27 protein-coding genes are annotated in these 25,704 nt (G+C 47.7%); 13 read left to right on the forward strand and 14 right to left on the reverse strand.

Annotation, left to right across the window (positions count from 1 at the left end; genetic code table 11):
- Positions 1-27: 27 nt before the first annotated feature.
- The 4 genes from J0L70_RS21660 to J0L70_RS21675 all read right to left on the reverse strand — a co-directional run bounded on the left by J0L70_RS21660 (position 28) and on the right by J0L70_RS21675 (position 5,166).
- Positions 28-1,233, reverse strand: a complete 1,206-nt coding sequence (locus J0L70_RS21660) for an ATP phosphoribosyltransferase regulatory subunit (protein ID WP_017290993.1) — start codon at positions 1,231-1,233, stop codon at positions 28-30.
- 18 nt (positions 1,234-1,251) lie between these two features.
- Complete coding sequence (locus tag J0L70_RS21665; RefSeq protein ID WP_190649537.1) at positions 1,252-2,184, reverse strand: J domain-containing protein; 933 nt, start codon at positions 2,182-2,184, stop codon at positions 1,252-1,254.
- Positions 2,185-2,294: 110 nt separating this feature from the next.
- Positions 2,295-3,521, reverse strand: a complete 1,227-nt coding sequence (locus tag J0L70_RS21670; protein ID WP_017290995.1) for a glycosyltransferase — start codon at positions 3,519-3,521, stop codon at positions 2,295-2,297.
- 34 nt (positions 3,522-3,555) lie between these two features.
- Positions 3,556-5,166, reverse strand: coding sequence for a glycosyltransferase family 39 protein (locus J0L70_RS21675; protein ID WP_287455825.1), 1,611 nt, complete (start codon positions 5,164-5,166; stop codon positions 3,556-3,558).
- 83 nt (positions 5,167-5,249) lie between these two features.
- Here J0L70_RS21675 and hpsL point away from each other — a divergent pair, with 83 nt between their 5' ends.
- From hpsL to J0L70_RS21715, 8 genes are all read left to right on the forward strand, one after another.
- The gene (gene hpsL, locus J0L70_RS21680; RefSeq protein ID WP_287455826.1) at positions 5,250-6,869 is read left to right on the forward strand and encodes a hormogonium polysaccharide biosynthesis protein HpsL; all 1,620 of its coding nucleotides are present in this window, start codon (positions 5,250-5,252) and stop codon (positions 6,867-6,869) included.
- Positions 6,870-7,028: 159 nt separating this feature from the next.
- Positions 7,029-10,025, forward strand: a complete 2,997-nt coding sequence (locus tag J0L70_RS21685; RefSeq protein ID WP_287455827.1) for a pentapeptide repeat-containing protein — start codon at positions 7,029-7,031, stop codon at positions 10,023-10,025.
- Positions 10,026-10,098: 73 nt separating this feature from the next.
- Positions 10,099-10,323: a type II toxin-antitoxin system HicB family antitoxin gene (locus J0L70_RS21690; protein ID WP_268179746.1), complete on the forward strand. Its 225-nt coding sequence runs from the start codon at positions 10,099-10,101 to the stop codon at positions 10,321-10,323.
- Positions 10,316-10,540 carry a type II toxin-antitoxin system HicA family toxin gene (locus J0L70_RS21695; protein ID WP_017291000.1) on the forward strand — a complete coding sequence of 75 codons (225 nt, stop codon included), beginning with the start codon at positions 10,316-10,318 and terminating at the stop codon, positions 10,538-10,540. Before J0L70_RS21690 ends, J0L70_RS21695 begins: the two co-directional genes overlap by 8 nt.
- 72 nt (positions 10,541-10,612) lie before the next feature.
- Positions 10,613-10,849: a DUF433 domain-containing protein gene (locus J0L70_RS21700; protein WP_017291001.1), complete on the forward strand. Its 237-nt coding sequence runs from the start codon at positions 10,613-10,615 to the stop codon at positions 10,847-10,849.
- Positions 10,846-11,199 (forward strand): DUF5615 family PIN-like protein, encoded by a 354-nt coding sequence (locus J0L70_RS21705; protein ID WP_190649547.1) that lies wholly within the window; start codon positions 10,846-10,848, stop codon positions 11,197-11,199. Before J0L70_RS21700 ends, J0L70_RS21705 begins: the two co-directional genes overlap by 4 nt.
- Positions 11,200-11,354: 155 nt before the next feature.
- Positions 11,355-11,687, forward strand: coding sequence for a DUF6883 domain-containing protein (locus J0L70_RS21710; protein WP_287455828.1), 333 nt, complete (start codon positions 11,355-11,357; stop codon positions 11,685-11,687).
- A gap of 17 nt (positions 11,688-11,704) precedes the next feature.
- A complete protein-coding gene (locus tag J0L70_RS21715) occupies positions 11,705-11,923 on the forward strand; it encodes a DUF4926 domain-containing protein (protein ID WP_190649551.1) in 219 nt (72 codons plus the stop codon).
- Positions 11,924-11,975: 52 nt separating this feature from the next.
- On the opposite strand, the gene J0L70_RS21720 is transcribed toward J0L70_RS21715, so the two are convergent.
- Positions 11,976-12,611, reverse strand: coding sequence for a serine/threonine-protein kinase (locus J0L70_RS21720; protein WP_287455829.1), 636 nt, complete (start codon positions 12,609-12,611; stop codon positions 11,976-11,978).
- A 228-nt stretch (positions 12,612-12,839) separates the two neighbouring features.
- Here J0L70_RS21720 and J0L70_RS21725 point away from each other — a divergent pair, with 228 nt between their 5' ends.
- On the forward strand, positions 12,840-14,384 hold the full coding sequence (locus J0L70_RS21725; RefSeq protein WP_287455830.1) for an ArnT family glycosyltransferase: 1,545 nt from the start codon (positions 12,840-12,842) through the stop codon (positions 14,382-14,384).
- A gap of 10 nt (positions 14,385-14,394) precedes the next feature.
- Here J0L70_RS21725 and J0L70_RS21730 read toward each other — a convergent pair whose 3' ends face one another.
- The 3 genes from J0L70_RS21730 to J0L70_RS21740 all read right to left on the reverse strand — a co-directional run bounded on the left by J0L70_RS21730 (position 14,395) and on the right by J0L70_RS21740 (position 16,889).
- Positions 14,395-15,021 (reverse strand): Uma2 family endonuclease, encoded by a 627-nt coding sequence (locus tag J0L70_RS21730; protein WP_017291006.1) that lies wholly within the window; start codon positions 15,019-15,021, stop codon positions 14,395-14,397.
- A 66-nt stretch (positions 15,022-15,087) separates the two neighbouring features.
- Positions 15,088-16,320 carry a site-2 protease family protein gene (locus tag J0L70_RS21735; RefSeq protein WP_017291007.1) on the reverse strand — a complete coding sequence of 411 codons (1,233 nt, stop codon included), beginning with the start codon at positions 16,318-16,320 and terminating at the stop codon, positions 15,088-15,090.
- Positions 16,321-16,373: 53 nt separating this feature from the next.
- Complete coding sequence (locus tag J0L70_RS21740; RefSeq protein WP_287455831.1) at positions 16,374-16,889, reverse strand: hypothetical protein; 516 nt, start codon at positions 16,887-16,889, stop codon at positions 16,374-16,376.
- 147 nt (positions 16,890-17,036) lie between these two features.
- Here J0L70_RS21740 and rpsB point away from each other — a divergent pair, with 147 nt between their 5' ends.
- Together rpsB and tsf are read left to right on the forward strand one after the other, a co-directional pair.
- Positions 17,037-17,816, forward strand: a complete 780-nt coding sequence (gene rpsB / locus J0L70_RS21745; protein WP_190649560.1) for a 30S ribosomal protein S2 — start codon at positions 17,037-17,039, stop codon at positions 17,814-17,816.
- Between the two features lie 96 nt (positions 17,817-17,912).
- Positions 17,913-18,575, forward strand: coding sequence for a translation elongation factor Ts (gene tsf / locus J0L70_RS21750; protein ID WP_017291010.1), 663 nt, complete (start codon positions 17,913-17,915; stop codon positions 18,573-18,575).
- An 82-nt stretch (positions 18,576-18,657) separates the two neighbouring features.
- Here tsf and J0L70_RS21755 read toward each other — a convergent pair whose 3' ends face one another.
- Positions 18,658-19,167: a phosphate-starvation-inducible PsiE family protein gene (locus J0L70_RS21755; RefSeq protein WP_268179733.1), complete on the reverse strand. Its 510-nt coding sequence runs from the start codon at positions 19,165-19,167 to the stop codon at positions 18,658-18,660.
- Positions 19,168-19,339: 172 nt separating this feature from the next.
- On the opposite strand from J0L70_RS21755, the gene J0L70_RS21760 reads away from it, so the two are divergent.
- A complete protein-coding gene (locus J0L70_RS21760; RefSeq protein WP_017291013.1) occupies positions 19,340-20,470 on the forward strand; it encodes a cob(I)yrinic acid a,c-diamide adenosyltransferase in 1,131 nt (376 codons plus the stop codon).
- Between the two features lie 39 nt (positions 20,471-20,509).
- Here the strand turns inward: J0L70_RS21760 and J0L70_RS21765 are convergent, their stop codons facing one another.
- The 5 genes from J0L70_RS21765 to J0L70_RS21785 all read right to left on the reverse strand — a co-directional run bounded on the left by J0L70_RS21765 (position 20,510) and on the right by J0L70_RS21785 (position 24,567).
- Positions 20,510-20,806, reverse strand: coding sequence for a DUF2442 domain-containing protein (locus J0L70_RS21765; protein ID WP_287455832.1), 297 nt, complete (start codon positions 20,804-20,806; stop codon positions 20,510-20,512).
- 4 nt (positions 20,807-20,810) lie between these two features.
- The gene (locus tag J0L70_RS21770; RefSeq protein WP_287455833.1) at positions 20,811-21,071 is read right to left on the reverse strand and encodes a DUF4160 domain-containing protein; all 261 of its coding nucleotides are present in this window, start codon (positions 21,069-21,071) and stop codon (positions 20,811-20,813) included.
- Between the two features lie 85 nt (positions 21,072-21,156).
- Positions 21,157-23,577, reverse strand: a complete 2,421-nt coding sequence (locus tag J0L70_RS21775) for an NACHT C-terminal helical domain 2-containing protein (RefSeq protein ID WP_287455834.1) — start codon at positions 23,575-23,577, stop codon at positions 21,157-21,159.
- A gap of 145 nt (positions 23,578-23,722) precedes the next feature.
- On the reverse strand, positions 23,723-24,166 hold the full coding sequence (locus J0L70_RS21780; RefSeq protein ID WP_017291021.1) for an Rrf2 family transcriptional regulator: 444 nt from the start codon (positions 24,164-24,166) through the stop codon (positions 23,723-23,725).
- Between the two features lie 29 nt (positions 24,167-24,195).
- Positions 24,196-24,567, reverse strand: a complete 372-nt coding sequence (locus J0L70_RS21785) for a nuclear transport factor 2 family protein (protein WP_287455835.1) — start codon at positions 24,565-24,567, stop codon at positions 24,196-24,198.
- Positions 24,568-24,621: 54 nt separating this feature from the next.
- Here J0L70_RS21785 and queG point away from each other — a divergent pair, with 54 nt between their 5' ends.
- Positions 24,622-25,533, forward strand: a complete 912-nt coding sequence (queG, locus tag J0L70_RS21790) for a tRNA epoxyqueuosine(34) reductase QueG (protein ID WP_287455836.1) — start codon at positions 24,622-24,624, stop codon at positions 25,531-25,533.
- Positions 25,534-25,704: the final 171 nt, after the last annotated feature.

A 25,704-nucleotide genomic window follows, 5' to 3' on the forward strand; every position in this document is an offset into this window, starting at 1 on the left:
AAAGTTTTCAACAAACTCCCATTATCCTCACGAGGTGCGTTCTGTGTCAAATGGATCTTCAACAAGGATTTGCCCATCTTCTTGAACCCAGGCAATTCGGGCAATTCGTCGCTGTCGGGCATAGGTTTGAATCTGCTCACGGGTTCCAGCCGTCAAATTCACCTCGACCACGGCTCCCGATTCGCGCAATTTCTGCGCCTGTGCAAATGCCAGTTGAGGCGAGTCTGACACGACTAGCCAATCGCTCGATCGCGTTTGTTTAGGAAGTTGTCCGGTTGCCAATAGGATTTGATGCAGATTTTCCAAGTGGAGTGAAAATCCGATCCCTGGGATTGATTGTCCTTGCGAGTGAAATTGCCCCAAAAGTTGGTCGTATCTTCCGCCTTGTCCTAAAACGACTTGCCCGGATTGGGTTACGACTTCAAACACGATTCCGGTGTAATAGTCGAAGGTCTGGATCAAGCTGAGATCTAACACGATCGGCACGGTCAAACTCGCTTGCAGGAGTTCAACTAACGATTTGAGATTATTGACGATCGCTCGTTCTGAGTCGTCTAAATCCAAGGCGCTGACGCGCTGTAATACATCACTCGGCTTGCCGCGCAAATCTAGAAGCAGTAAGGCACGTGCTTTTAATTCGTCTGAGAGGGGTAAAGCTTCTAAACTTAAGCGATCGAGCGTGGCAATTGCGTGTCGAACTTTCGAGCGGATCGCTTCTGGAAATCCCGATAAGAGCGATCGCGTTAATCCCGCTTCACCTAAAATCAACTGTCCGGGCAACTCCACCGCGTGCAGACAATCCATGACGAGCAACAGAATTTCTGCATCTGAGCACACCCCGTCTCCGCCGAGTAATTCGACCCCCGCCTGATAAAACTCTTGTTGGCGAGTATGGCTGCCTTCTTGGGCGCGCCGGAAGACGTTGGCGTTGTAGTACAGTCGCTGCGGAAATGTACTATTCGCTAATCGAGTCGCCACGGTTCGTGCGATCGAAGCCGTCAGTTCTGGACGTAATCCGAGCGGATCTTCTTCGAGTTGATGCAGTTGAATGACCGTAGAACGCTCGATCGCGCCCCCTGCCATCAGCGTGTCTAAGCGTTCGAGCGTCGAGGTAATAATCCGGTGATAGCCCCAAGCATGAAACACTTGCTGAAGCCGATCTTCAATCCAACGTTTTTGGGCGACATCGAGAGGCAGGAGGTCGCGTGCCCCTGCAGGAGGCTGGTAAACCATTTTGAGAGAAATTTAGCGTTACTTTTTCTTACCGAAAAGACCGCCAAACAGACCGCTGCCAGATTTAGATGAGGGTTGCTTCGTCGCATTCGATTTTGCACTCGGCTTCTCTGAAGACGAAGGGATCGCAGGGGGATCGAGTCTCTGCTTGCCAATCAAGGCGCGCTCGTCTTGCGGATCGATCGACAGCGCTTTCGTAAAATGAATCTTCGCCATCGTCGGTTGGTTTTGCCGCAAATAAACCATGCCCATTAAACTGTGACAGCGGCTACTGTTTGGGTCAATTTTTAAGGCATCTCGCAATTCTATCGTTGCTTGGGCAAAATTTCCCTTTGCCGCAAATCCTTCTGCGCGACGATAATACTGATCACTCAACGATTCAGCTTTGGCTTGAACCTCTTGAGGCTTGGCTTGAGCGTTGTTAGTTGCGGGGATGAAAGTCTTGTTTTTCGGAACTCCAACAGAATCGCTGGCGGCTTCTCGACGAATCAGATAGGCAAGATTCAGTTCGCTGATTTGGGCAATCAGTTCGCAAGCCTGATCGAGCTGCTCATACTGCCGATTGGATAAATCTTGCAGCGCTGTGCGGTAAAAGTGATCGGGATTGCTTGCGCTCAAAAGCTGCTGAGCTAGACTGTTAAGCACCCCAATGGTGTGAAAATTGCGGGCGGCTCCCTGCCCTTTCATTTTCAAAACAATCAAATGATCAGTCCGGGCTTTTTCTTGGGAGAGTTTTTCCCAGGCTGGATTTACCAGCTTGGATAAGAGTTGTTCAGCAAGTTGTCTATCTCCCTCACTTTCAGAAATGCAGCTATCGGGGTGTAAGCGGCGGGCGATTTTTAGATAGTTTTTTCGGATCTCTTTGACATCGGCTTCGATCGAGACACCTAAAATGGCGTGAGAGTCGGAAAAGTCTGAGAGAAATAGCCCGCGATCGATCTGGAAGCTCATGGGTTACCTGTGATTTCAAGGAACGAGTTTGAGGGGTGCTGAGCCTGAGAGGTGCGGCTTCAGTCCTGTTTTATAGTTCCTTGAAATCCACAAAGCTCGACATCTGAGGTCTATTTTCGTCGCACGTCAGTGACCCGCCAGCTTAATTTCAGATTGATCCAGAAATTCCAGAAAGTAACCAGCACAATCGCGATCGGTTTGGCGATGAATTCGCTGACGTGAAACACATCATGAAAGAGACTGACGATTAAGGCTTGGAGAATGATCCCCATCAAACAGATCGTATTGAACTTGAGAAAACGCTTAAATCGTTGCCGCTTGCCGGGTTGACCGCGCGCGATATCGCCAAATGTCCAAAGGTCATTCCAGAGAAAATTATTGATCACCGCCAATTCTGCGGAGAGCATCGTACTGCGCGCCAAATTCAAGCCGAGCGAGGTGCGCAGGAAATAAAAGGCTGCCATATCGACAAAGACGCCACTGAAGCCGACGAGTCCAAAGCGTAAAAAGCGTCCCAACTGGAATTTTTCCCGCAATCGGCTAATTCTGCCGCGCGATCGCAGTTTGCCTAAGTGCATGAGATATTCAACATACTGCCGCCAAGTGACTTTACTCTCGCCTTCTTGTCGCTCTTGGAAGACATAGCCGACCTCGGTAACTCGGTCAACCTGACCCCGACCAATTACTTCTAAGAGAATTTTGTAGCCGAGTGGACTCAGCAGACAGTCCGCGATCGCACTACGTCGCACCATAAAATAGCCGCTCATCGGATCAGACACGCGTCCAACCACGCTTGGCAAGATCACCAATCCGAGCAGTTGTGCGCCTCGCGATAGTACACGCCGAATCAAGCCCCAATCGCTGGTTCCGCCCCCTTCAATATGCCGACTCGCAACTGCCAGATCCGCGCCATTCTTAATCGCTTGCAGAAGTTTCAACAATACTTCAGGCGGGTGCTGCAAATCACCATCGATTACGCCTAAAACTTCGCCTCGTGCGGCTTGCCAACCGCGAATCACGGCAGTCGATAAGCCGCGCTCCGCCTGCCGCCGCATCACTCGCAGATTTGGGAAATCCACCGTCATCTGCTGAGCAATTTCCCACGTGCGATCGGGACTGTCATCATCGACGATAATCAGCTCGTAATCATTTGGCAATGCATGATCCAACAATCCCGTCAGGACGCGAACGATTTGTTCTACATTTCGCGCTTCGTTGTAGGTGGGAACGATCAGCGAAAAGTAGATCGACTGAGATTGTCGCTCGATCGCCGGGTTTGCGTGTGGGATTTTTAATTCACCCGCAGGTGGCGGGACGAGAGAGGGAGGCACAATCATGAATTTGCGGTTAGGTAGGACAACAAGGACGAAACTACGGACTCACTTGATACAGCTTGATTTGAAATTCGTCTAAGCTCATAGTTCCCGATAGAGATTGAGTCTTGGCGATCGTAAAACGTTCCGCTAATGTTTGCTGAATTTTTTGGCGGTCTTGCTCGGTAGCAGCGGGCGACCAAATGGGTGCAGCGCTTTCTAGCCAGAGCACCCGTCGATATGGAGCATTGGTTAAAACCGTCTTCAAAGCTGTACCTAATTTCGCCGCAGGTTGAGCCAGCAGATCGACTCGACTCTGGGGCGGGATGTAATACGCTAAGCGATTCACATGTCCCCACGCTTGTGTGTCCATTGCGATCAGCGTTGGAGCCGCATCGAGTTGGATCAGCTCTGATACTTGATGAAACACCGAACGGGTTCTTAAAGTCAAATCACCCACATCGATCGTGAGATAGAACAGCAACAGAGTCAGAGCGATGATGCTTTGGTACGCTTTAACTTGGCGAATTGCGATCGTCATGAGCAACAAACACCCGGGCAAGACAAAGATCAGCGCGCGCCCTTCTCCAAATCCCAATGTATACTTTCGCGTCACAATATCGACGCAGAGTGCAAGCAACAAAGGTAGGATCACCATTCCTAACCCTACTGTCAAACTTATTTTTTGACCAGATCTCTTAAGGCAGATGATCGATAGAACCAATCCGCAGGTTGCCAACAATCCAGCAAGGATGGTGATTCCAGGTGGTAAACTCGTTGTCCAGTCTCCCACAATCAGATGAATCCCGATCGTTTGAAAGAGATCCTGAAGGTGTAAAAGGGCAGGGTTGCCTTCTGGGTTGCCAAACCGCCCAAGGTCGGCATTTCGCAATTGCTTCAACGTGCCCCAAATTGCCCAAGGCAAGGTCAGCAGCCCTGCAATGATCAGCCGAATGCCATGCTGGAACCAATGCCGCCGATCGAGCACCAAAATCAGCACCGAAACGACAACAATCCAATATGCAAATAAATAGAACGTGAGCAGACCGCCAACGATCGACATCACGAATATAATTTGCCATGTCCAGCGAGGCTGAGACATGATTTCGAGCAATGCCCAAACGCTCAAAATTGCCCAAAATACAAGCGGTGTGTACATTCGGACATTGAGCGAGTGAAAGAGATAAAAGGGATTCGTTGCAATCAATGCGGCAAATAAAAGTCCGCTGCGATGATCTAGCAGTTTGCGCCCCAAACCATAAGCAGCAGAGATCGCGCCGAAACTCCACAGCATCGGCAAGCTGCGCATCGCAATTTCGCGATTGCCAAACAGGCGCAGCCAGAAATGGTGTGCAAAGAAGAACAGGGGCGGATGGGGTTCGCCTGCATAGAGTCCGCGCAGTAAGCCCTGTATCGTTTTAGCAAAAGATTCTTGGGGCAGATCAAGCAGGGAGGTGAGTTGAGCAAGTGCGATCGTGCCATCAGCGGGAAGAGAATATGCAGATCGTTGTCCGGTCGAAAGCAGCAGCGAGAGAACTTCGTCGTACCAGAATTCGCGCGTACCGAGATTGAGAATACGGAGGAAAATTCCGAATGCGATCGTGCAACCGAGCAAAATTTCTAACGTTAAGCTTTTTCGGCAATAGAGGAGAAAATTGCGATTGAGCATAATTCTCATGGGTTAGGGGCTACAAGTAGTCTTCCCGTTCTGACTTTCTCGGCTATGATCCAGGTGCTTATTTTGACACGGATATGGCTAAGAAGCGCAAAAGCAAGGTCTCAGAAGCAGAGCCAGGATTGTCCCTGAAAGAGCGTTTGGCAGAAAAACGTCGGGTGATGTTAGCCCGTAAAGCGGCTGTTAATTTTATTTCTATGTCCACGATGATCTCGATCGTGGTGGGATTAGCATTATTTGCGGTTGGAGGCATTAAAGGCGCAGGCGGCGGTTTTGCAGGCGTGCTGACGCTGATGCTATCGTTCAAATTTCCCTGGCAAGCGCTTCATGCCTTTATGATTTACATGCCGTTTGGCGGAACGATTACGTATGCCACGGTGGGGAATAATCCGCTGATGCAGTTGGCAAAAGATGGGATGTATATTCCTGCTTTGATCAGTATTTATCAGTACTGTAAGCAGCGGGATTTGTCGATGATGATCCCGAAGTTGATGAAAACGCCTCTGATGCTGCTGCTCGTTTATTGTATGTTGGTGCTTCTGTTCGTAAATGGTTCGCAGCAGTTGTCTGCGGCTGAGGTGGCAATGACGACTCAGAAGCCGCTTGAACGACCTTTTTTCATGGGCATCTTGGGCTTAAAAGTTTTACTAGGCTATGTGCCACTGATTCCCTGCGCTTATTACTTGATGAAGAAGAAGCAGGATGTCTATAACTTTATGCGAATCACAGTGGTGGTCGTGATCATTTGCTGTGGGTTGGCATTTGTGCAGTACATGATGCTGAAGACAGGACGGTGCAAGGGGACTGAAGGGACAGGGGCGGAATTGTTTAAGGCGTCGCTGGATGCACGGTGTTTTGTGGGAGGGGCGCTACTGTATACGCCAGAGCAAGGGGTGATTCGATTGCCGGGGACGTTTGTAGCTCCGTGGCAGTGGGGATGGTATTTGATTTCGAGTGCGTTTACGACGTTTGCGGTGACGTTTTTCGATCGCAACTTGATCTGGAAGATCATCGGTGGGATTGGAATGCTGATGACGATCATTATGGCGGTGATTTGTGGGCAGCGAATTGCGCTGATGCTTGTGCCTGTGATGATTGTGATTCAGTTGTTTACGACGGGGCAGATTGCAAATTTGAAGCGATTTGTGCCGATCGGAATTGGACTGGCGGGAGCGATTATGGTGGCGATGGCATCGAATCCAGCGGTGGTACAGGAACGGCTGGATAGTGCAGTGGGTCGCTGGAATGCATCACCGCCTGATGCGTTTATTCGAGAGCAATTTGAAACGGTAGTGCGGGGGGCGAGTCTCCTTGGGAAGGGGCTGGGACGCGCAACGAATTCGGCGCGGGCAATGGGGGATACGCAGTTGATTGAGACGTACTATCCCAAGGTGATGTATGAGATTGGACCGATTGGAACCGTGTTGTTTGTGGTGTTGGTGACGAGTTTGACGATCGCTTGTTTTCGAGCGTTTCGATCGGTCAAAGATAAGAATATTCGGGGATATGGAGCGGTTCTTTGGACGTTTGTGTTGGTGATTAGTTACAACACGTATTACTATCCGTTAGATGTTGATCCAGTGGCGGTGTATTACTGGTTTTTTGCGGGGATTGCGCTGAAGTTGCCGGAGTTAGATCGTTTAGAACCTGTTCCAGTTGAAGATCCGAAGGCGAAAAAGAAGAAGCGAAAGCGATGAAAGTTCGACGTTTGAGGTCACTGGATCTCGAATCTTTTTCAGTACTTGCAAGCTAGTATCCAAATCATTGCCAAATCGTTGTCATGCAAATGTTTAAGAGATTGGGCGATCGCTTTTTTTCGCGCTACCTTAAGTTCGATGACGATCGAGCAAATGGCAATGGCAACCAAGATTGGATCATTTCTGGCAAAACTTGGAAGTAAGCAAACAGTTGAACTAACTAAACAGGCAACAGATTCAATTAAAGCTTTCTTTGATTTGGCAAAGACGATTAAGGAAAAGCCGTTGGATGGGGAGTTGTTGAAGACGGTTCAGCCTTATGTGGGTCAGATGGCTTCGTTGCTGGATGTGCTGAATTCGCCGTTGGGATTGATGGTGAAAGAAGTGGTTCCGTTTGCCTCGATCGCGGTAACATTGCTGAATTTGGTTTGTGAGGCGACGAAGAAAGATCCGACGTTGGAAGAGTGCATTGTTGCATTAGTTCAGGCGGCGTACTTGGAAAGTGTGAAGGGTCAGCTTGCAGAGGATCAGAAGCTATTAGCTCAAATTGGTGAAAAGCAGTTTTCTAAACCGGAGCAGGTTTTGAAATTTGCTGAGGTTGAGATTAGCGATCGAGAAGCTAAAAAAGCAATTACTAGCTTTCCAGATTCGGATTTGGCGCATCAGTTGAGTCAGGTGTTGCAGGTGCGGCTCGAAGATGCGGGGATGGCGACGAATAAGGCGATTCTGTTCTGCGATCGTGTGAGTTGGGCGGTTCCTCGGATTTTGATTCAGGAGCTTGCGAAGGCAGCGGATCAGCTTAAACCTCTGGCTGATTTCTATCGGATGAATGGGCAGACGGTTTGGGAGCGGTTGCAGAGTTTGGATGATTATTTGGCAAGGGAGATTGCGCCGAAGCCAAGCGAGAAGGTTTTTGATGAGGAGAGTCTGACCTATCAGGATTTGTATGTTCGGCTGAAAGTGCAATTGCTGGATCAAGATGGAAATTCGCTCAAGCAGCCACCGATCGATTTAGAAACTTGGGTGGAACAACAGTTATTGGATGCGACGGGGCAAGTCATTTTTATCCAAGGGGAAGCGGGTCGGGGAAAGAGTGTTTTTTGTCGGATGTTTAGCGATCGAGTGCGACGGACTTTGCCGTTTAGCCCGATTGTGATTCGGCTGAGGTATTTGAGAAGTTTGGCGAATAATCTGACGCAGACGTTGGAGAACTATTTGCAGAATTTGGATTTTGTCACGAGTGATTCGAGTTGGTTGACGGATCGAAATACGCGGTTTTTGTTTTTGCTAGATGGGTTTGATGAGTTGCTTTTGGAGGGGCGCTCAAGTGGCGGGCTGAAGGAGTTTTTGACGCAGGTTGAAGATTTTCAGCGCGGTTCGCATCATCGATTTGTGATTACGGGACGACCGCTTTCTTTGCAGGGAATCGATCGTGTGATTACTCAGTCTAAGAAGCTAGTAAGAGTTGCTATTCTACCAATGGAGGATGCAATTCGAGAGCGCTGGCTGAGTCAGTGGGCGCAGCATTTCGGCACGGATGAAGTTCATGCTTTTAGTAAGTTTTTAGCAGACTGTCCGACGGAAGTAAACAATGAGCTAGCACGAGAGCCGTTACTGCTGTATTTACTAGCTAGGTTGCATCGAGAAAAGCGGTTAGATGCAGAGATGCTAAGAACAGAGAAGAAAATTGAGGCGAAGGTGCGGATTTATGATGCGGCAGTGAATTGGGTGATTGATAAGCAGCGTGAGAATGAGAATTTTAGGCTGACGGGGTTGGAGTCTGATGAGTTGCGGCGGTTTTTGACGGAGGCAGCGCTGTGTGTGGTGCAGGCGGGGAACGAGTTTGCGCCGATTCGGATGCTGGAAATGCGTTGTGTGAGAGATACGAATAACCCGATCGCGAAATTGATTCAGAAGGCAAGGCAAGAAACACAAACAGATGAAGCAAAAGCGCTCAATAGTCTTTTAACGGCATTTTATATTCAGCCTGCATCGGGAGATAAGGGTGGTTCGGTTGAGTTTACACATAAGAGCTTTGGTGAGTTTCTGTGTGCAGAGCGGCTGAAAGATGCCATTGAAAGTTGGACAGAATCGCGAGGGAGACGCAATGAGTTTTACGTGCGGACGGAACAACTCAATCAAGAGATTTACGATCTACTCGGTTCGCCTGTGCTAACTGTTGAAATTGTGAACTATTTGATGGCGATGCTGAGCCGAAGCGATCAGTTTAAGCCTGTAGAACTATTTGAGCGGTTGAATGAGTTTTATGAGCTTTGGTGTGAGGGAACGTTTATTGATGCGCTTCCGGATGAAAACTTACCGCAGAAGAAAATGCGCTTGTTGCGAGAACATCTGCCAGAGCAAGAAAAGCCGCTCGGAATTCGACAAGTAGATGTTTATGCAGGCTTGAATGTAATGATTTTGCTGTTGGAATTACATCGCGCTGCTCAGGAAAGGGAGGAACTCAAAGAGAAGATTGTGTTTTATCCAAGCGGGCAGCTTGCGGAAGGAGAACGCTACACATCTCGTCTTCTAAAAATCATTAGTTACAGCGATTGTGTAGAACTAGTAGGATTTAGTCCGATCGTTGGTGCTTTTCTAAGCTATGTCAACCTTGACGGTGCTAACCTCTACAGTGCCTACTTCTACAATGCCAATCTCTACAGTGCTAATCTCTATAACACCTACCTCTCCAGCGCTAACCTTGACAGCGCCAATCTCTACAGAGCCAACCTCTCCAGAGCCAATCTTTCCAGAGCTGCCCTCTTCAGCGCTTACCTCTCCAGCACCAATCTCTCCAGCACCAACCTTGATAGTGCTAACCTTGACAGCGCCAACCTTGATAATGCTAACCTCGACAGCGCTAACCTTGACAGTGCCAACCTCTACAGAGCCAACCTTTCCAGTGCTTACCTCTACGGTGCCAACCTCTCCAGTGCCTACCTCGGCAGCGCCAACCTCTCCAGAGCCAACCTCTCCAGAGTTAATCTCTCTAGTGCCAACCTCTCTAGTGCCAATCTCTCTAGCGCCAACCTCTCTAGCGCCAACCTCTACAACATCACTTGGAATGAAGAAACAAATTGGGAAGGAGTAAGAGGGTTAGAGACGGCAAGGAATGTTCCGATCGCTCTAAAACAGCAGTTAGGTCTAGAGTAAAATCCTGCGATCGCGAATCTGCGGAAAATGTGCGATCGCGGATAATAGGAGAAAGCGATCGAGGACAGATATCATGTCGTACAAAATTGATGTCGTAATTGAAAAAGACGAAGACGGTTATTATGCTTACTGTCCAGCGCTCAAAGGCTGTCAAACTCAGGGAGACACCTTAGAAGAAGTTCAAGCCAATATTAAAGAAGCGATCGAGCTATATCTTGAAACTCTTTCAGATGAGGAGAAAAGCATTCTTCAAAAGCAGGAAATCTTGACCATGACATTAGAGGTGCAAGTTGCCTAAAGCGCCACGTCTAACTGCTCAAGAAGCAGAAAAACTTTTATTAGATGCTGACTTTACCCTCATCAGAACAAACGGTAGTCATCGAATCTATTTCAAGAATGGCATTCGAGTAGTTGTACCTTTCCATTCAGGTAAAATTCTGCATCCTAAAATCGTTAGACAAGTTCTTGATGCCATTAACCCCGCAGAAGAAGATTCAGACAACGACATCATCTAAGTTACATGCGATCGCGAATCTGCGGAAAATGTGCAATCGCGGATAATAGGAGAAAGCGATCGCACATTTATTATGGAAACGAATCTACTTCAACGAATCACCCACGATATCAACATTTGTCACGGTAAACCTTGCATTCGTGGCTTACGTTACCCGGTGGATTTCCTTTTAGAACTTCTGAGTGCAGGCATGACGATCGAAGAAATCTTGGCAGACTATGAAGATTTAGAACGCGAAGATATCCTCGCAGCGCTTTTATTTGCCGCTCGTCTCAGCCAAATTAAAAGTATTCACAAAATTGCTTCATAAAATTTCTAGTCGATGCTCAATTGCCCACTCGTCTTGCACGACTATTATCAGAAGCAGGATACGACACGCTACATACGCGCGATCTTCCACAACAGAATGCAACTTCCGATGCTGACATCAATACGCTCTCGATCGCAGAACAAAGAATTGTCATTACAAAAGACGCAGACTTTCTCAATTCTTTTCTAACCATTCAACAACCATACAAATTGCTGTTAGTCACAACTGGCAATATCAAAAACTCAGATCTTGAGACAGTATTTACGCAAAATCTATCACGAATTGTTGAGTTGTTTGAACAACACTCTTATCTGGAACTGAGTCGTAATGAGATCACAGTTCACCAGTAAATAGTTCATCGCAGCTCGCTCTAAAACAGCCGCTAGGTCTAGAGTAAAATCCTACGATCGCGAATCTGCGGAAAATGTGCGATCGCGGATAATAGGAGAAAGCAATCGCACCTAGAAAATTTGAGATGATATGACAGGATTCGCGATCGCACCGTATGAACTTACCGAACCGAGAAACCGCATTTATTCAACCCCAAAAGTTGCTTGGATACTTGCTCTCAGAAACTCACTCCGTTGGAGGCTCAAAAGCAAAATTACTTCGTGGTGCTGGCTTTAATGAAGAAAATGTAGATATCCTAGAGCAAAGACTTCTGGAGATTGCGCGATTGCAATCTGTCAAGGAAGTTGTTACTTCTCCACACGGCACAAAATACATCATCGAAGGAGAAATAGAAGCCCCCAATGGATACTTGATTTCGCTAAGAACCGTTTGGATCATTGATATGGGACAAGAAACCCCACGCTTTGTAACTGCACATCCACTTTGAACATACAAGAGGCTGAAATGATTCAAGAATTAGACACAGTGATTCTGACTCGCGATATTCAAGAAAATGGTCTAAGAGCTGGCGATCGTGGAGCTGTTGTGCATTGTTATAGCGACGGGCAAGCTTTTGAAATTGAATTCATCAATGCAAAAGGGCATACAATCGCGCTTCTAACCTTAGCTCCTGCAGATATTCAGTTAGAAACAACCCAATCCATGAACAAAGTTGCATCTTAAAGCTCAGCAACTATAAATCCATTGTCGAACAAATCTCATAGACGACTAGAATTTAACCTCTAAGCGATCGTAACCAGCGATAAGTCTTCCGAAGCGCATTGAGCAGCGCATAAGGAATCCGAATCCGTAACGGACAAAGAATCGGGCGATACACCCAGTAGTAAGCCTTCTTCAAATCTGTCCAAGCGGAACACGCTTCTTCATGCAAAAAGTCCGACACATCCACCACATAGCCGCGACCCTGATACATGTTGACATTGCGCCCGTGAACATCATGCGGATGTAAACCGCGATCGCACGCATAGTCCAAAGCTCGATCGATATCTTGAATCACTTGCACCGGAATCCGAATCCCTCGGTGCATACAGTCATAAAGCGTGACTCCATGCAGTCGCTTCAAAACCAGCATTCCATCTCGCGCATAGACACACTGCGAAAAAGCTGGATGAGCACCCAAGCGATCGTACACTTCAACTTCTTCTTCAAAACCTGGTCGTCCTGGTGCGTAAACTTTCACCACCTCATCAGGAAAATCTGGATGCGTAAACACGGCTGCATAATTTCCGGTTCCTAGCACTTGCCAAGGTGCAGGTACATGATGAATGACGATCGGATCATGCGGGTCACAACTCTCGATATTTAAATCAGGCAACAGCGTTTGATCAATCGTTTCAATCAGCGATCGCATAAGCAACTCCGAAAAGCGCGATACCAGCACCATTCTGCCATCAGATTCAAATTACACCTGAGACTTTCCGCAAAAGTGATCCAATGTCGATCGCGAAGAATCTAAGGTAGAATTCGCACCGAAAGCGTTTTCTGGTGCGTTGTGAATCTCAAACGGCTCCTTCCCTATCTCACTCTTTTTCTCTGGGTACTCCCTATTGTTGTACTACGAAGCTCTCAACAAAGCCTCATGGCTCACGACGAAGGGATTTACGCCACTCAAGCTCGCGCAATTCTGCAAACTGGAGATTGGATCACACCACAATGGGGAGGAGGCTATAGTTTCGATCGTACCATTGGGATTCAATGGCTGATTGCTAGCTCATACCTGGGATTCGGGATTAGTGAAGGAACTGCTCGACTTCCTAGCGCGATCGCATTTATTTTGAGTGTATTGCTTACTTATGCGATCGGCAAACGTCTGACGACTCCTCGAATGGCTTGGCTCGGAGCCGCAATTTTTAGCGTCATTCCCTTAGTCGCACAATATGCGCGGCTCGGAACTCAAGACATGGTTCTAGTCTGCATTGAACTGCTTGCAATTTGGACATTACTGCTTGCCGAGACTTCGGGTCGTTCTTGGCGATTTGTGGCTGGAGCAATGTTCGGATGGGGCTTCATGATCAAAGGCTTCATGATCATTCCAGCGGCGATCGCGCTCTTTCCTTATTTGATTGCTCAGCATCGTCGGCATCGGCATTTACTCGATCCTTGGTTGTATCTAGGATTCGGAATTGGGCTTATGCCTGTGATTTTCTGGTTAGGAGCAGCAATTCAGAAATATGGAACCGCACCAATTCAAGAATTATTTGGCAAACTATTTCATTTAGGTGGACAAACGTATCAAGGAGCAAATCAGTTTTACTATTTCTGGAATATTCCTGCAAATGGATTTCCCTGGGTATTTTTTGCATTAGGCGGATTGTGGTTAGCATTTCGACATCCAGATATCAGAGCATTAATAAAGTCACATCAAACTCGATTTTTACTCATTGGCTATCCTGTTACTCTGTTTATTGAATTAACATTGTTTGGAACGAAAACACATTACTATCCGTTGCAATTAATGCCGTTCGTTGGGCTATTTGCCGCGATCGCGCTTTCTCATCTCGTCCATCTCTATACCGAGAAGAAATACACAGGAGCGTTTATCGGGCTGAATCTATTCATGGGTGCGATCGCGATTTTCTTGTTAGTTGTTGTGAATAAACGCACGACAATTGCCCAATTGCTGCAATCTAGCAGTTTGCGAAGCAGTGAATTAGATAAGATTGCACTGGTCGTTTTAGCCGTTGGCTTAGGTTGGTTGAGTTTGCCGCTCATTTGGATTTTGCGCGATCGCATGGCTCACTCTGCAAACTACTGGGCAGCTAGTTGGCTCGTCACGTCTTGGTTCGCGATCGCAGCTTTACATTTAACTGGATTGTGGGGAGATTACGATCCGCAACTGAAGCGATTTTTACTCCAAACCAATGTGCAGGAAGTTTTGCGATCGCAGCCTGTGAGCTTTATCGTCGATGAAAAAGCACTGAGTCGTGACGATCGCAAAACGCAACTCTTACTCAATTTCTACACCCCCAAAATCGGACAAGAAATCGAGAATCCCAAGATTCTACCCAACACCGATTACGCCTGGATTGATCCCAATCTTGCTAAGACACCTGGCTTAAAATATGAAATAGTTGATGTGTTTGAAGGCTGGAACTTGGCGAAACGCTGGCAACAAACAAAATAGGAGAAGTGGTTTATGGTCTAATTCTTAAAACTTGGTCAGCCGTCAGATTCAGACCCGGAAATGTGGGTGAACTGATCAACTGCTCTCCCCGAAATTGCTGAATCTGATATTGACCTTCTATTAATCTGCAAATGGAAAGTGTGGGACGCTTTGGGCTACCGATATGACGAGTGCCACCTAAGCCTGCATAGTCTACAATCCAATACTCTGGAATTCCCAAAGTTTCATAGTCTTCCAACTTGCGAGAATAGTCATTTTGCCAATTACTACTGACCACTTCAGCCACAAGTTTTATCGAAGTGCCCTGTGTCAAAATTGACTGTTCTCGCCAGAGCAATTCATTCTCTAACGCCATTTCATCGATCACAGCTACATCCGGTCGAAATGCTGTCATCTCAATGTTGGGCGGACGGAAAAGGGGACGTTGCAGAACCAGCCAAGGCAAATTTGCTAAGTCGATTTGCACACAAGCTTTTTGAGTGATGAATCCTGCGACCTGTTCATGCAAACCAGTCGGTTCCAAATCAAATACCTCTCCATCAATTAGCTCATAGCGATTGTCACTACCGTATTGAGCTAAAAACTCATCAAAGCTCAGGGGTCGATGTTGTACAGTTCGATTGCTTGCGATGCTCATGCGCCGATCGCTCCTTTGCTAAATGGATGCTGCCAGAAAATAGACAGTCTAAGCTGCAAACCGTGCCTATCTTAATTCCGATGCCGCTTGCGCGATCGCTCCTAACTGCAATCCTGGCGGATAAACTCCCTCTTCTTTAATCTGCTTAATTGCCGCATCAGAAATTCTCAAATTCATCTTTAGCGCGATCGCTTTGACAATATCTCCGCGATCAATGATCCCAGAAACTGCCTCAGCCGGAGACAAGACCGTAATTCGCGGCAAACTTTGATTTTCCAAAAGCTGAATCACTTCCACAATCGGAGTGGATTCTTGCACGGTCGGTACTTCATTCAACGGATGCACAATGTCTAAAAGTGTCTTGCTCTCCCACTCGCTGCGCTCAATCCGTTGCAAATCTTCCGTATTAATCACGCCGCGATAGCGCCCATTCGAGGCAGCATAATACACAGCCGCACGCGATTCCGTAATTAAATAATCGTCTGCAAATTTCCGCACCGACATCGATGCATCGACAACCCGAAAATCTCGGGTCATTGCATCTTCGGCTTTCACCTTCAGCATCGCTTCTTGCAATTCAGTAATGCGATCGTATGCACTCGCATTCTGCACCACAAACCATCCAATCAACGCTGCCCATAATCCACCCGCAGTGGGTAATCCTAGATTGCGAGTGACACCCAGAACATCTGCTAAGCCCCAAGCGATCGCAAACAGCCCCAGGAATCGCCCAACTTTCGCCGCCGTCCGAATTCCTTTAATCTGACTTCCAGTCAATTTCCAGACGATCGCTTTGAGCACCTGCCCCCCATCTAAAGGCAAGCCCGGAATCATGTTAAATAAGGTCAAGACAAGATTAATCGCTGCCAAATCTCGAAACAGAATGCTCAAAGGCATTTCATTATTCGGCAAAACCAGCGTCAGCAGCGTCAGAATCACAAACAGCATAAAGCTGACGGCTGGCCCTGCGATCGCGACTTGAAAAGCTTTTCCAGGAGTTTTCGGCTCTTGTGCGATCGCGGCAATCCCTCCAAAGAAGAACAGCGTAATCGACTGCACTTGAATCCCTTGGACTTTCGCGACGAGGCTATGACCCAATTCATGCAGCAGCACCGAGGCAAACAGCAACATTGCCATCGCGAAGCCTGTGCCCCACGCCACAGGCGTGCCCCAATCCGGATAGCGATATTGCCACCGCAGCGCATTACTCAGGGTGACGATCACGAGGATAAAAAACCAAGACGGGTCAATCAGCAAAGGAATGCCAAACAGTGACCCAATTCGCCAACCAGATTGCATGAATCAATTCCTAAAGCAGCTATTTCTAGCATAAGAGATGGAACGAAGAAACGCTAACGTAGCCAAATTCCGACCTGGGGCGCGACAAAGGTATCAATCAGCCAGCCAATCCATAATCCCTCCCAACCGACGATCGCTAAAACCCATCGAATCGATTTTCCAAATCCCGCACCTTCCATCCGATATCGCGCACCCCCAAATGCCCACAGCCAAATGCCGAGGAATAAAAATGCGATCGCACTGATCTGGGCATTGGCATCTTGACGCACCGCCCAAACGATTGCACTAATGGCTGCCCCGCCCAACGAAATTGCACCCGCCTGCCCTAATTGCAAAGACCGAATCATTGCCACAATCAACACTGCGCCAGCAGCGACCAGCCATAATCCGATTTGAACGTCTGAGATTGCCAAAACCCAACCCACGATCGCATGAATGATCAACAGCAAGAACAATCCAGACATCGGGACTCGATCGAGATTTTGTCTGGGAATACAAAAAATAGCAATTGCCGTCAGGATTCCGCCGACTACGGCGATCGCTGCATCTAATTCTGTCGGTACGCTCATTTCTCAGAAGCCTCAACTCTATATCAGCGTAGCAAGGGCAAGGTCTTGTGTTACCCTAGATAAGCTGTTTAAACTCACACATTCAGGATTTCGGGTGGCGAAAGCTACTCCTGAATGGACGATGAACCCGAATTAGGAGATCAATTCATGCCAGTTGTTTCATTGGCTCAATTACTTGAGTCGGGCGTTCACTTTGGGCATCAAACCCGCAGATGGAACCCCAAAATGAGTCCCTACATTTACACCGCTCGTAACGGTGTACATATCATCGACTTGGTGCAAACCGCTCAGTTGATGGATAGTGCTTACAACTACGTGCGGACTGCTTCTGAACAGGGCAAAAAATTCTTGTTCATTGGCACCAAGCGCCAAGCTGCTGGAATTATTGCTCAAGAAGCTTCGCGTTGTGGCGCTTACTATGTGAACCAACGTTGGTTGGGCGGAATGCTCACCAACTGGTCAACGATCAAAACTCGTGTCGAGCGCTTAAAAGAACTTGAACGTCGCGAAGAAACAGGCGGATTGGATCTGTTGCCGAAGAAAGAAGCTTCTGTGCTGCGTCGTGAACTCGAACGGCTTCAGAAATACCTCGGCGGTATCAAACTGATGCGCAAACTGCCAGATGTGATCATCATGGTGGATCAGCGTCGGGAATACAACGCGATTCAAGAATGCGTCAAGTTGAATATTCCGATCGTCGCGCTGCTCGATACCAACTGCGATCCTGACACCGTTGACGTGCCCATTCCTGCTAACGATGACGCAATTCGATCGATCAAGTTGATCGTAGGACGTTTGGCTGATGCCATTTACGAAGGTCGTCATGGTCAACTCGAAGCAGAAGAAGAGTACGACTACGAAGGCGCAGAAGAAGAGTACGACTACGATGAAACGGAAGCTACTGAAGAGGAAGCTGCCGCAGAATAGTAGGGGAATAGGGGAATGGGGGAAGGATTTTCTCCCTACTCCCCACTCCCCCAATTCGTCGGACAATATCAGAGAAGAAATTGGGAACTCAGGCAAATGGCAGACATTTCAGCAAAAGCGGTGAAAGAACTGCGCGAAAAGACTGGCGCAGGGATGATGGATTGTAAAAAAGCGCTGACCGAAAATGGCGGCGATATGGAAAAGTCGATCGAATGGCTGCGGAAGAAAGGGATTGCTTCGGCAGATAAGAAGGCTGGCAAAACTGCGGCTGAAGGCTTGGTCGGAAGCTATATTCATATCGGCGGTCGGATCGGGGTGTTGGTAGAAGTGAACTGCCAAACCGACTTCGTAGCTAGAAACGAAGCATTCCAAGACTTAGTTCGCAGCATTGCGATGCAGATCGCTGCGAGTACGAACGTTGAGTATGTCCGTGTCGAGGATATTCCAGCGGATATCGTGGCGCGTGAAAAGTCGATCGAAATGGGCAAAGACGACCTCGCGGGTAAGCCTGACAATATTAAAGAGAAGATCGTTCAAGGTCGGATTGATAAGCGCTTGAATGAAATGTGCTTGTTGCCGACTCCTTACATCAAAGATCCCAACATCACGGTTGAGGAATTGGTGAAGCAGAACGTTGCTCAATTGGGTGAGAATATCCAGATTCGTCGCTTTGTGCGCTTTGTCCTGGGCGAAGGCATTGAGAAAGAAGAGTCTGACTTTGCGGCAGAAGTCGCGGCACAGATCTCCGGCGGTAAATAAATTCTGACTTTGACAAAAACCTCCGAGGTTGTAAAAATCTCGGAGGTTTTACTTTGGGCGACCAATCGAAATCCAGTCAGGATTAATGCGCTTCTTTCCGTTTGCGCATCGAAAGCTGTTTTTCAGGATCAATTCCTTCAAAGGTGGGGGGTAGCCAAACCCGAACAACTAATAACAGCGCCATGACGACTAGAAACGCGCAGCCTGCTAGGATTTGCGTCCACTGAACCTCTAATACACCTCGAACAATAAATTCTCTGAGAACTGAAACGATCGCAACTTCAACCGCAACGCCGATCGAGACACGCTGTTCCTGCAAGTAAATGATCAGCAACCGAAACAATTCAACCAAAATCAGCAAAAACAAGATGTCTGCCGTAACACCATGAAAATTCAAGGGCGGCAAGAGTGAGAAGAACATTGCCCGCAATTGGATCACCATCACACAGAACAATCCAATACAGAGCGAAACAACAATCAAATCTTGAACCGTTTCTAATGTTTTAACCAAGTAAGCGCGGCTTGAATTGATTGACCACCGTTCTTCGGTCTCAGTCAACGATGAGTACGATGGCTTGATCGAATCCTGCATAGCGGTGGCTCCTTAAGAATGAGTCATGAACTTGATTAAACTTGAGATAAGCTTATATTTCAAGCTAACTTGCATTGGTTTAATTTATAGAATCAATCAAATGCGCGATCGCGGATCCGTTTGGAAGAAACCTGCTAAAGTAAATCTGCATTTAGAAGCGGCGATTTAAGATATGACTAGAGCGGGTGTTGGAATTCGCACAGCCCAAACACGATCGGAACGCATGACCGGACAAATTCATGTGTACGATGGCGCAGGAAAAGGCAAGTCTCAAGCAGCCTTGGGTGTGGTTTTGCGATCGATTGGACTCGGAATTCAAAATCTCTCACCGACGCGAGTCTTATTGCTGCGATTTCTCAAGGGGCCGGGACGGACTTATGACGAAGATGCCTCGATCGCAGCGCTGCAACGTGCTTTTCCGCATTTGATTGACCAAGTTCGGACGGGACGGGGCGAATTTTTTGGGGCGGATGAGATTACGAAGTTCGATCGCCAAGAGGCTCAGCGCGGATGGGATGTGGCGAAAGGTGCGATCGCATCTGGGCTTTATTCGGTCGTGGTCATGGACGAACTCAATCCCGTTCTTGATCTGGGACTCTTACCTGTGGATGAAGTGGTGAGAACGCTGACGTTAAAGCCGGATCACATGGAGGTGATTGTCACGGGACGCGCGGCTCCACAAGCATTAGTGGATATTGCGAACTTACATTCTGAAATGAAGCCGCATTATCATTCTGCAAAGGAAGAAGGAATTGCAGGCATTGAGATTTATACCGGGGCAGGAAAAGGGAAATCGACGAGTGCATTAGGCAAGGCTCTGCAAGCGATCGGGAAAGGGATCAGTCAGGATAAATCCCACCGCGTTTTGATCATGCAATGGCTGAAGGGTGGCACTGGCTACACCGAAGATGCAGCGATTAACGCATTGCGTCAGAGCTATCCGAACTTGGTCGATCATCAGCGATCGGGAAGAGATGCGATCGTTTGGCGGGGTCAGCAGCAAGAGTTAGATTATGTGGAAGCGGAGCGGGCTTGGGAAATTGCGAGAGCTGCAATTGCTTCGGGCTTGTATAAAACGATTATTTTGGATGAGTTGAATCCGACAGTCGATTTAGAGCTTTTGCCGGAAGAACCGATCGTGCAGGCGTTGCTGCGGAAGCCTCGCGATACGGAAATCGTGATCACCGGACGGTGTAAGAATCCACCTGCTTATTTCGATTTAGCAACGGTTCACTCGGAGATGGTCTGTCACAAGCATTATGCAGAGAAAGGGGTTGACCTGAAACGTGGCGTTGATTTTTAACGGCTTCTTTTCCAGGTAGATAAAACGTGATCGCGCTTCTCAAGGCTCTGAAGTGCGATCGTGCTTCGGTTCGATGGTGTAATTAGGAATCGGTTGACCGGAGACGATCGAATAGAGCACGTCTGGATCGAGATCTGCGCCATTTTCCCAAACGATCGTGCCAAATTCTGGGTTAACTTGCACGGTTGCGAAGTACGTTGGATCAGCAAGAGCAGAGAAGATGCCTGAGAATTGGATGATTTTGGAAAGGTCAATCACGCCTTCGATGCCGTCCTCAAAGCGGAGGTGAATTTGGTAGGGTGCGATCGCTTGAGCGCTAACAATGTCTTTAAGCATCGAATTACTCCAAAGGTTCGATCGATTCTAGAGGATTTGCTTGTCGTGCTAACTCCCAGTTTGCCAGAAGTTCAGCTTGATGTATTTCTGCCCATTCCCGGACAAGTCCAAAGACTCTAATTGAGAGCTTTCCTTCTAGGATTGAGAGAGTTTGAATGTCTACGATCGCTTTCTGCTGCCCATAACGTACATGGAAATGAGGCGGCGGGTGATCGTTGTAATACATCGTGATCACGATTCCGAAAAAGCGGCTAATTTCTGGCATTCTACTTTGAGAGAACTGTCTTTAAGTTTATCTGTCCAAGGATGTTCACGTGCGTTCGACATTCTCCCTTGCTCGATCGCGCTTCTCAAGGCTCTGAGGATTGGCGAGTTCGATCGTAGGGCAAAAGTAATGTGGTTTCGATGTTGTCGCGGACTTCGCGACTGACGTAGCAATCACTGTTGAGACAGTCTACGAGAAGTTTGTTGGCATCGTAGTACTGTAGGAGCAGTTCTTCCTGAACCTGGGTAAATTGCCAATCCTGCCCAATGTTGCGGAATTGAACCATCACAGTTCTAAGTTGCTCAGTCCAAGCTTGCCTGTTCGTTTTCCACCAGTATTTGTAAGATTCCCAGTTGTCGATAGAAGGAAGTTGGTTTTTGAGTTTTTGCAACTTCTGCTGCAATTCCGGATCGAAGGCGAGGTCGCGAGCGAGGTCGCGACCATGGGCAAGGGTGCGGGCGAGGACGAGCGCGCGGTCGAGAGTGCGGTCGAGGTTGCGAACTAGGGCGAGGGCGAGGTCGAGATCGCGGGCGAGGTCGCGAGCGAGGGCGAGAGCGAGGGCGAGAGCGAAATAGAAGGCTCGAATTGCAGCAAGTTGGTAGGGAGCATCTACAGAGTAGGACTGTTGCTCAACCCAAGCAAGAAATTCTTGTAGTTTCTTCTCTTGTGCTGGGATGAGATCGATTTCTTCTTTCATTGCCTGCAAGAGCTTATCGGCATTCTTCAGCATTCCGACTGTGAGAATGAAAATCTCTCGCCATCGCTTCTCAGGAATGTGGCAGACAAGATCATCAAAATTGCCTTCTGACTTCTCCTTAAACTGCCGAGCCGTGAAGTATTCCTGAAAGGTAAGATGAGAAAAAGAATAAATTCCTCGCGCCCGTTCGACGAGAAAACCATGTTGGGCTTCGATCGATTTCAATACTGCTTCGCTATCAAGCTGCAACGCTTCAGGATCATTACTGGCATTGGGTAAATTGCGGATATAGTCCCGAATCTCTTCTTCGACAAATTTCTGTTTGAAAAAGTACTCACTCCGCACAAAGGTAGTAGAAGCAACTTGACTGAGGAGATCTTCTTTTCGCTGGAGCGAGAGTTGCTTGTAGATCTGTTCTCGTTTGATGTTGCGCTTGGCATCCCACTTCTTCAGCAAGACATCTACTCCTTCTTTGTAGAGTTCTGAGCGGTTCGCTGGAAATCCGGCTTGTTCTTCAAACACAAGACAGAGCAGTGTTAGTAACAGCGGATTCGTTGCTAGCTCCTGCAAGCCTGGATGTTTTTCGAGTTCCTTTGGAAATTCCTCAGCTTTAGTTGGATCATTCGGCAGAAACCATTTATTGGTAAAGTCAGCAATCTGTTCCTTGTTAAAGTCAGCGATTTCGACCTCTGTGAAGGCTGCAAAGGTATATTCTTTCGCTGCAATTCGACAAGTCATGACAAATTGATTGCCATCGAACTGTTCTGATGTGCGCCGAATCGTGTCTAAGATACGATCGCTATCTTCCACGCGCACTTCATCCAATCCATCCAGAAACACAAACCCTCGCCCCGATTGCAGCAGGCGCTCTATGGTATCGAGTGCAGTATGAATTCCGCAGTTCTCAAGCTGCTGCGCAAGAAACTTTAGAAGGGTCGGTTGTCCTGATGCCTCTGCAAACTCCTTCAGCGTCACAAACATCGGAACTCGATGGCGATACAGGTTGCCTTCCTTACATTGCAGTGCTAACCATTTTAGAAAGGTCGTTTTCCCTGCCCCCGGTTTGCCCAAAATCAACAGCTTATCGTGTCGCTGAACTGCTTCTACTCCAGGAATTCGCTCTTGTCGCACTCGTCCCAAACTCAAGCGATCGAAGTTGGTCAGATCGCACCCGTCTAGTAAGTTCTCTACACTGCTTCGCTGATAGCTAGAAACCTTCTCCAGAATATTCACAGTTGTATAAATCGAATCGATCGTAATCGGTTGCTCCATATCCAGCACTCGCATCGTGCCGCAGCGTCTTTGAATGTCGCCACTGATCTTTTCGCGCACCTCTTGAACGATCGCCTCAATGTCATATGGTGGAAGTGCGATCGCTCTGCGAATTCCCTCCACCACATTTAGGAATCCATCATCCTGATCCACCCACTTCGTAATTGGAAGTCTATTCGTGGGTAACACTTGCAACTTACTAAAGGGTGAATCTTGCCAATCGACCGGACGCAGAATAACCGGAATGATGCAGGCTTCTCTGGCTTCGTGCCGCTGCATCGCACGGGCGAGTTCAACACTATAGCGATAGCCAGAAGCGAGAAAATCCGAACTAATCAACAGCAGAATAATTCCAGCAGATTCAAGATGTAGATCGATTTGCTTTGCCCGTTCGGAACCCGCAGTAATTTTCTGCGTGTGCCAGGTCTGAATGATGCCTTGATGCTGAAGATTGCTGAGATGATTCTCCAACTTCTGCATCAACTTTTCATCTAGCTTAGAATGGGAATAAGAAATGAAAATCTCGATTGGCTTCATCGTCACACGCTTCAGGACAAAGTACCGTCTAATGCCTAATACTTTATCGAGAAAAATAGAAGAATGCTATCTGTGATTGTTGTTTATGCGATCGCCAACCCAGAAAACCTCCAGCTTCATCTTAAAGCCGAGTACATGGAAGGAGTCACACCACAAAACTTGCCCCTTCTCCTTGTGAAGCTTGCCAACTGCGCGCATCGTAATAGAGATCCTCTAACGAAATGCTATGCAAAGCCTGCTGCAATTTCTGATGCAAGCGATTCCACACGCTAAATGCCACCCAATCTTCCGCCTGACCCTCATCGGGTGTGTGATGAGGCAAAGGATCAATGCTTTCACCCACTGCTGCTAGAATCTCTCCCAGCGAAATCTGGGAAGGATGCCGCGCCAGCTGGTAGCCTCCATGTGCGCCGCGAATCGAAACGACCAATTCTGCACGTCGCATCTCAATCAACAGCTTTTCTAAATAGGGAGCAGGGAGATCCTGTCGATCGCTAATTGCTTTCACCGAAGCAGGACCATACTCCGGCTGAAAACAGAGATCTAAAAGGGCTTTCACGCTGTAATGTCCGCGTGTGGTTAGCTTCATTGAGTCAGATTAAACGCACAGTCTTCATTCTAACCGCGCAGTTTCATCAGCTCTTGAGGAGTCGCATTCAGTTTGATGCGAGTAAACGTAATCTCTTGATTAGAATTGAGCGTGAAAAACCACGTGACATTGACTGAAAACATCGGCATTTGAACGTTTCCAGTAATTTGATAGTCGGTTGTTTCAGGAACCGCAATTCCTTCACGTGGAAAAGCTTGTAATCCTACGGCTTCTCGTTGCAGATAATCTGCGATCGCACTTCTTCCCACGATCGGCGATTCAAACGGCGCTTGCATCGCTCCTTCTGGATCAAATAATTCGCTCGTTGCCCCGAATTCGCCTGCGTTTAGCGTTGCAAAGTATCGCAAGATCGTGGGGTGTGAAATGCCTTCAATCTCCATAGAATTTCCCTCGTTTCAGTCAAACTAGAATAGAGAAGCTGCGCAAGAGATGTCATGACGCTTACGGAAGAAATTAAGCAAAAAGCGATCGAGCTAGGATTTCACAAAGTTGGAATTGCATCGGTGACTGATCCGGCTCAAAGTTCTGCAGTTCAGGCGTTGCAGAATTGGCTCGATCGCGGATTTCAAGCGGACATGGCGTGGATGGCAAATCCGAAACGTCAGAACATTTGCGAACTCGTTCCAGAAGCGCGATCGATCATCTGTGTTGCCTTGAACTATTACACCGCGCAGCAGCGACCCGCAGGCAAGGAATATGCAAAAATTTCTCGCTATGGTTGGGGACGAGACTATCATCGAATTTTGCACAAAAAACTGAAAGCCTTCTCGATGTGGCTCGAACAAAATGGAGCGCAAACTCGTTATTTTGCCGATACTGCTCCAGTGCAAGATAAGTTTTGGGCACAGCAAGCAGGACTCGGCTGGATTGCGAAAAATGGTAATCTGATTACTCGCGATTATGGGTCTTGGGTGTTTCTCGGTGGCGTTGTCACCAATTTAGATTTAGCGATCGATCAACCTCATACCCAGCATTGTGGAACCTGTACTCGTTGCATTGACGCTTGCCCTACCGATGCAATCACAGAACCATTCGTAATTGATGCAAATCGCTGCATTGCGTACCATACGATCGAGAATCGGGCTGAGAATTTACCAGAAATAGATCTCAAAGGATGGGTCGCAGGTTGCGATATCTGTCAGGATGTTTGTCCTTGGAATCAGCGGTTTGCTCAGGAGACAGATGTACAAGACTTTCAACCGCGATCGTGGAATATTGCCCCGACCTTGAAAGAATTAGCTGAGATTTCTGAAGCAGAATACGATCGACGATTTACCGGATCAGCATTGCGACGCATTAAAATTGGCATGTTGAGACGAAACGCGAAGGCAAATTTGCGCGAATGATCACAGGTGTAAAACAAAGATAGTTGAAGTTTGATCAGGCTCTCCTGAGATCTTGCACCATTCTCAATAAGGCTTGCCAAACGCAACAAAATCTGAAAGAAAGGGCGTAGAAATAAAAATGAGACGGTTATGGAAACCATCGTTGAACACGCCCAATCGTTAGTGTATAGT

This window comes from Leptolyngbya sp. UWPOB_LEPTO1, from assembly GCF_017302695.1.
In the GTDB taxonomy this organism is placed as follows: Bacteria; Cyanobacteriota; Cyanobacteriia; order Leptolyngbyales; family Leptolyngbyaceae; genus Leptolyngbya; species Leptolyngbya boryana.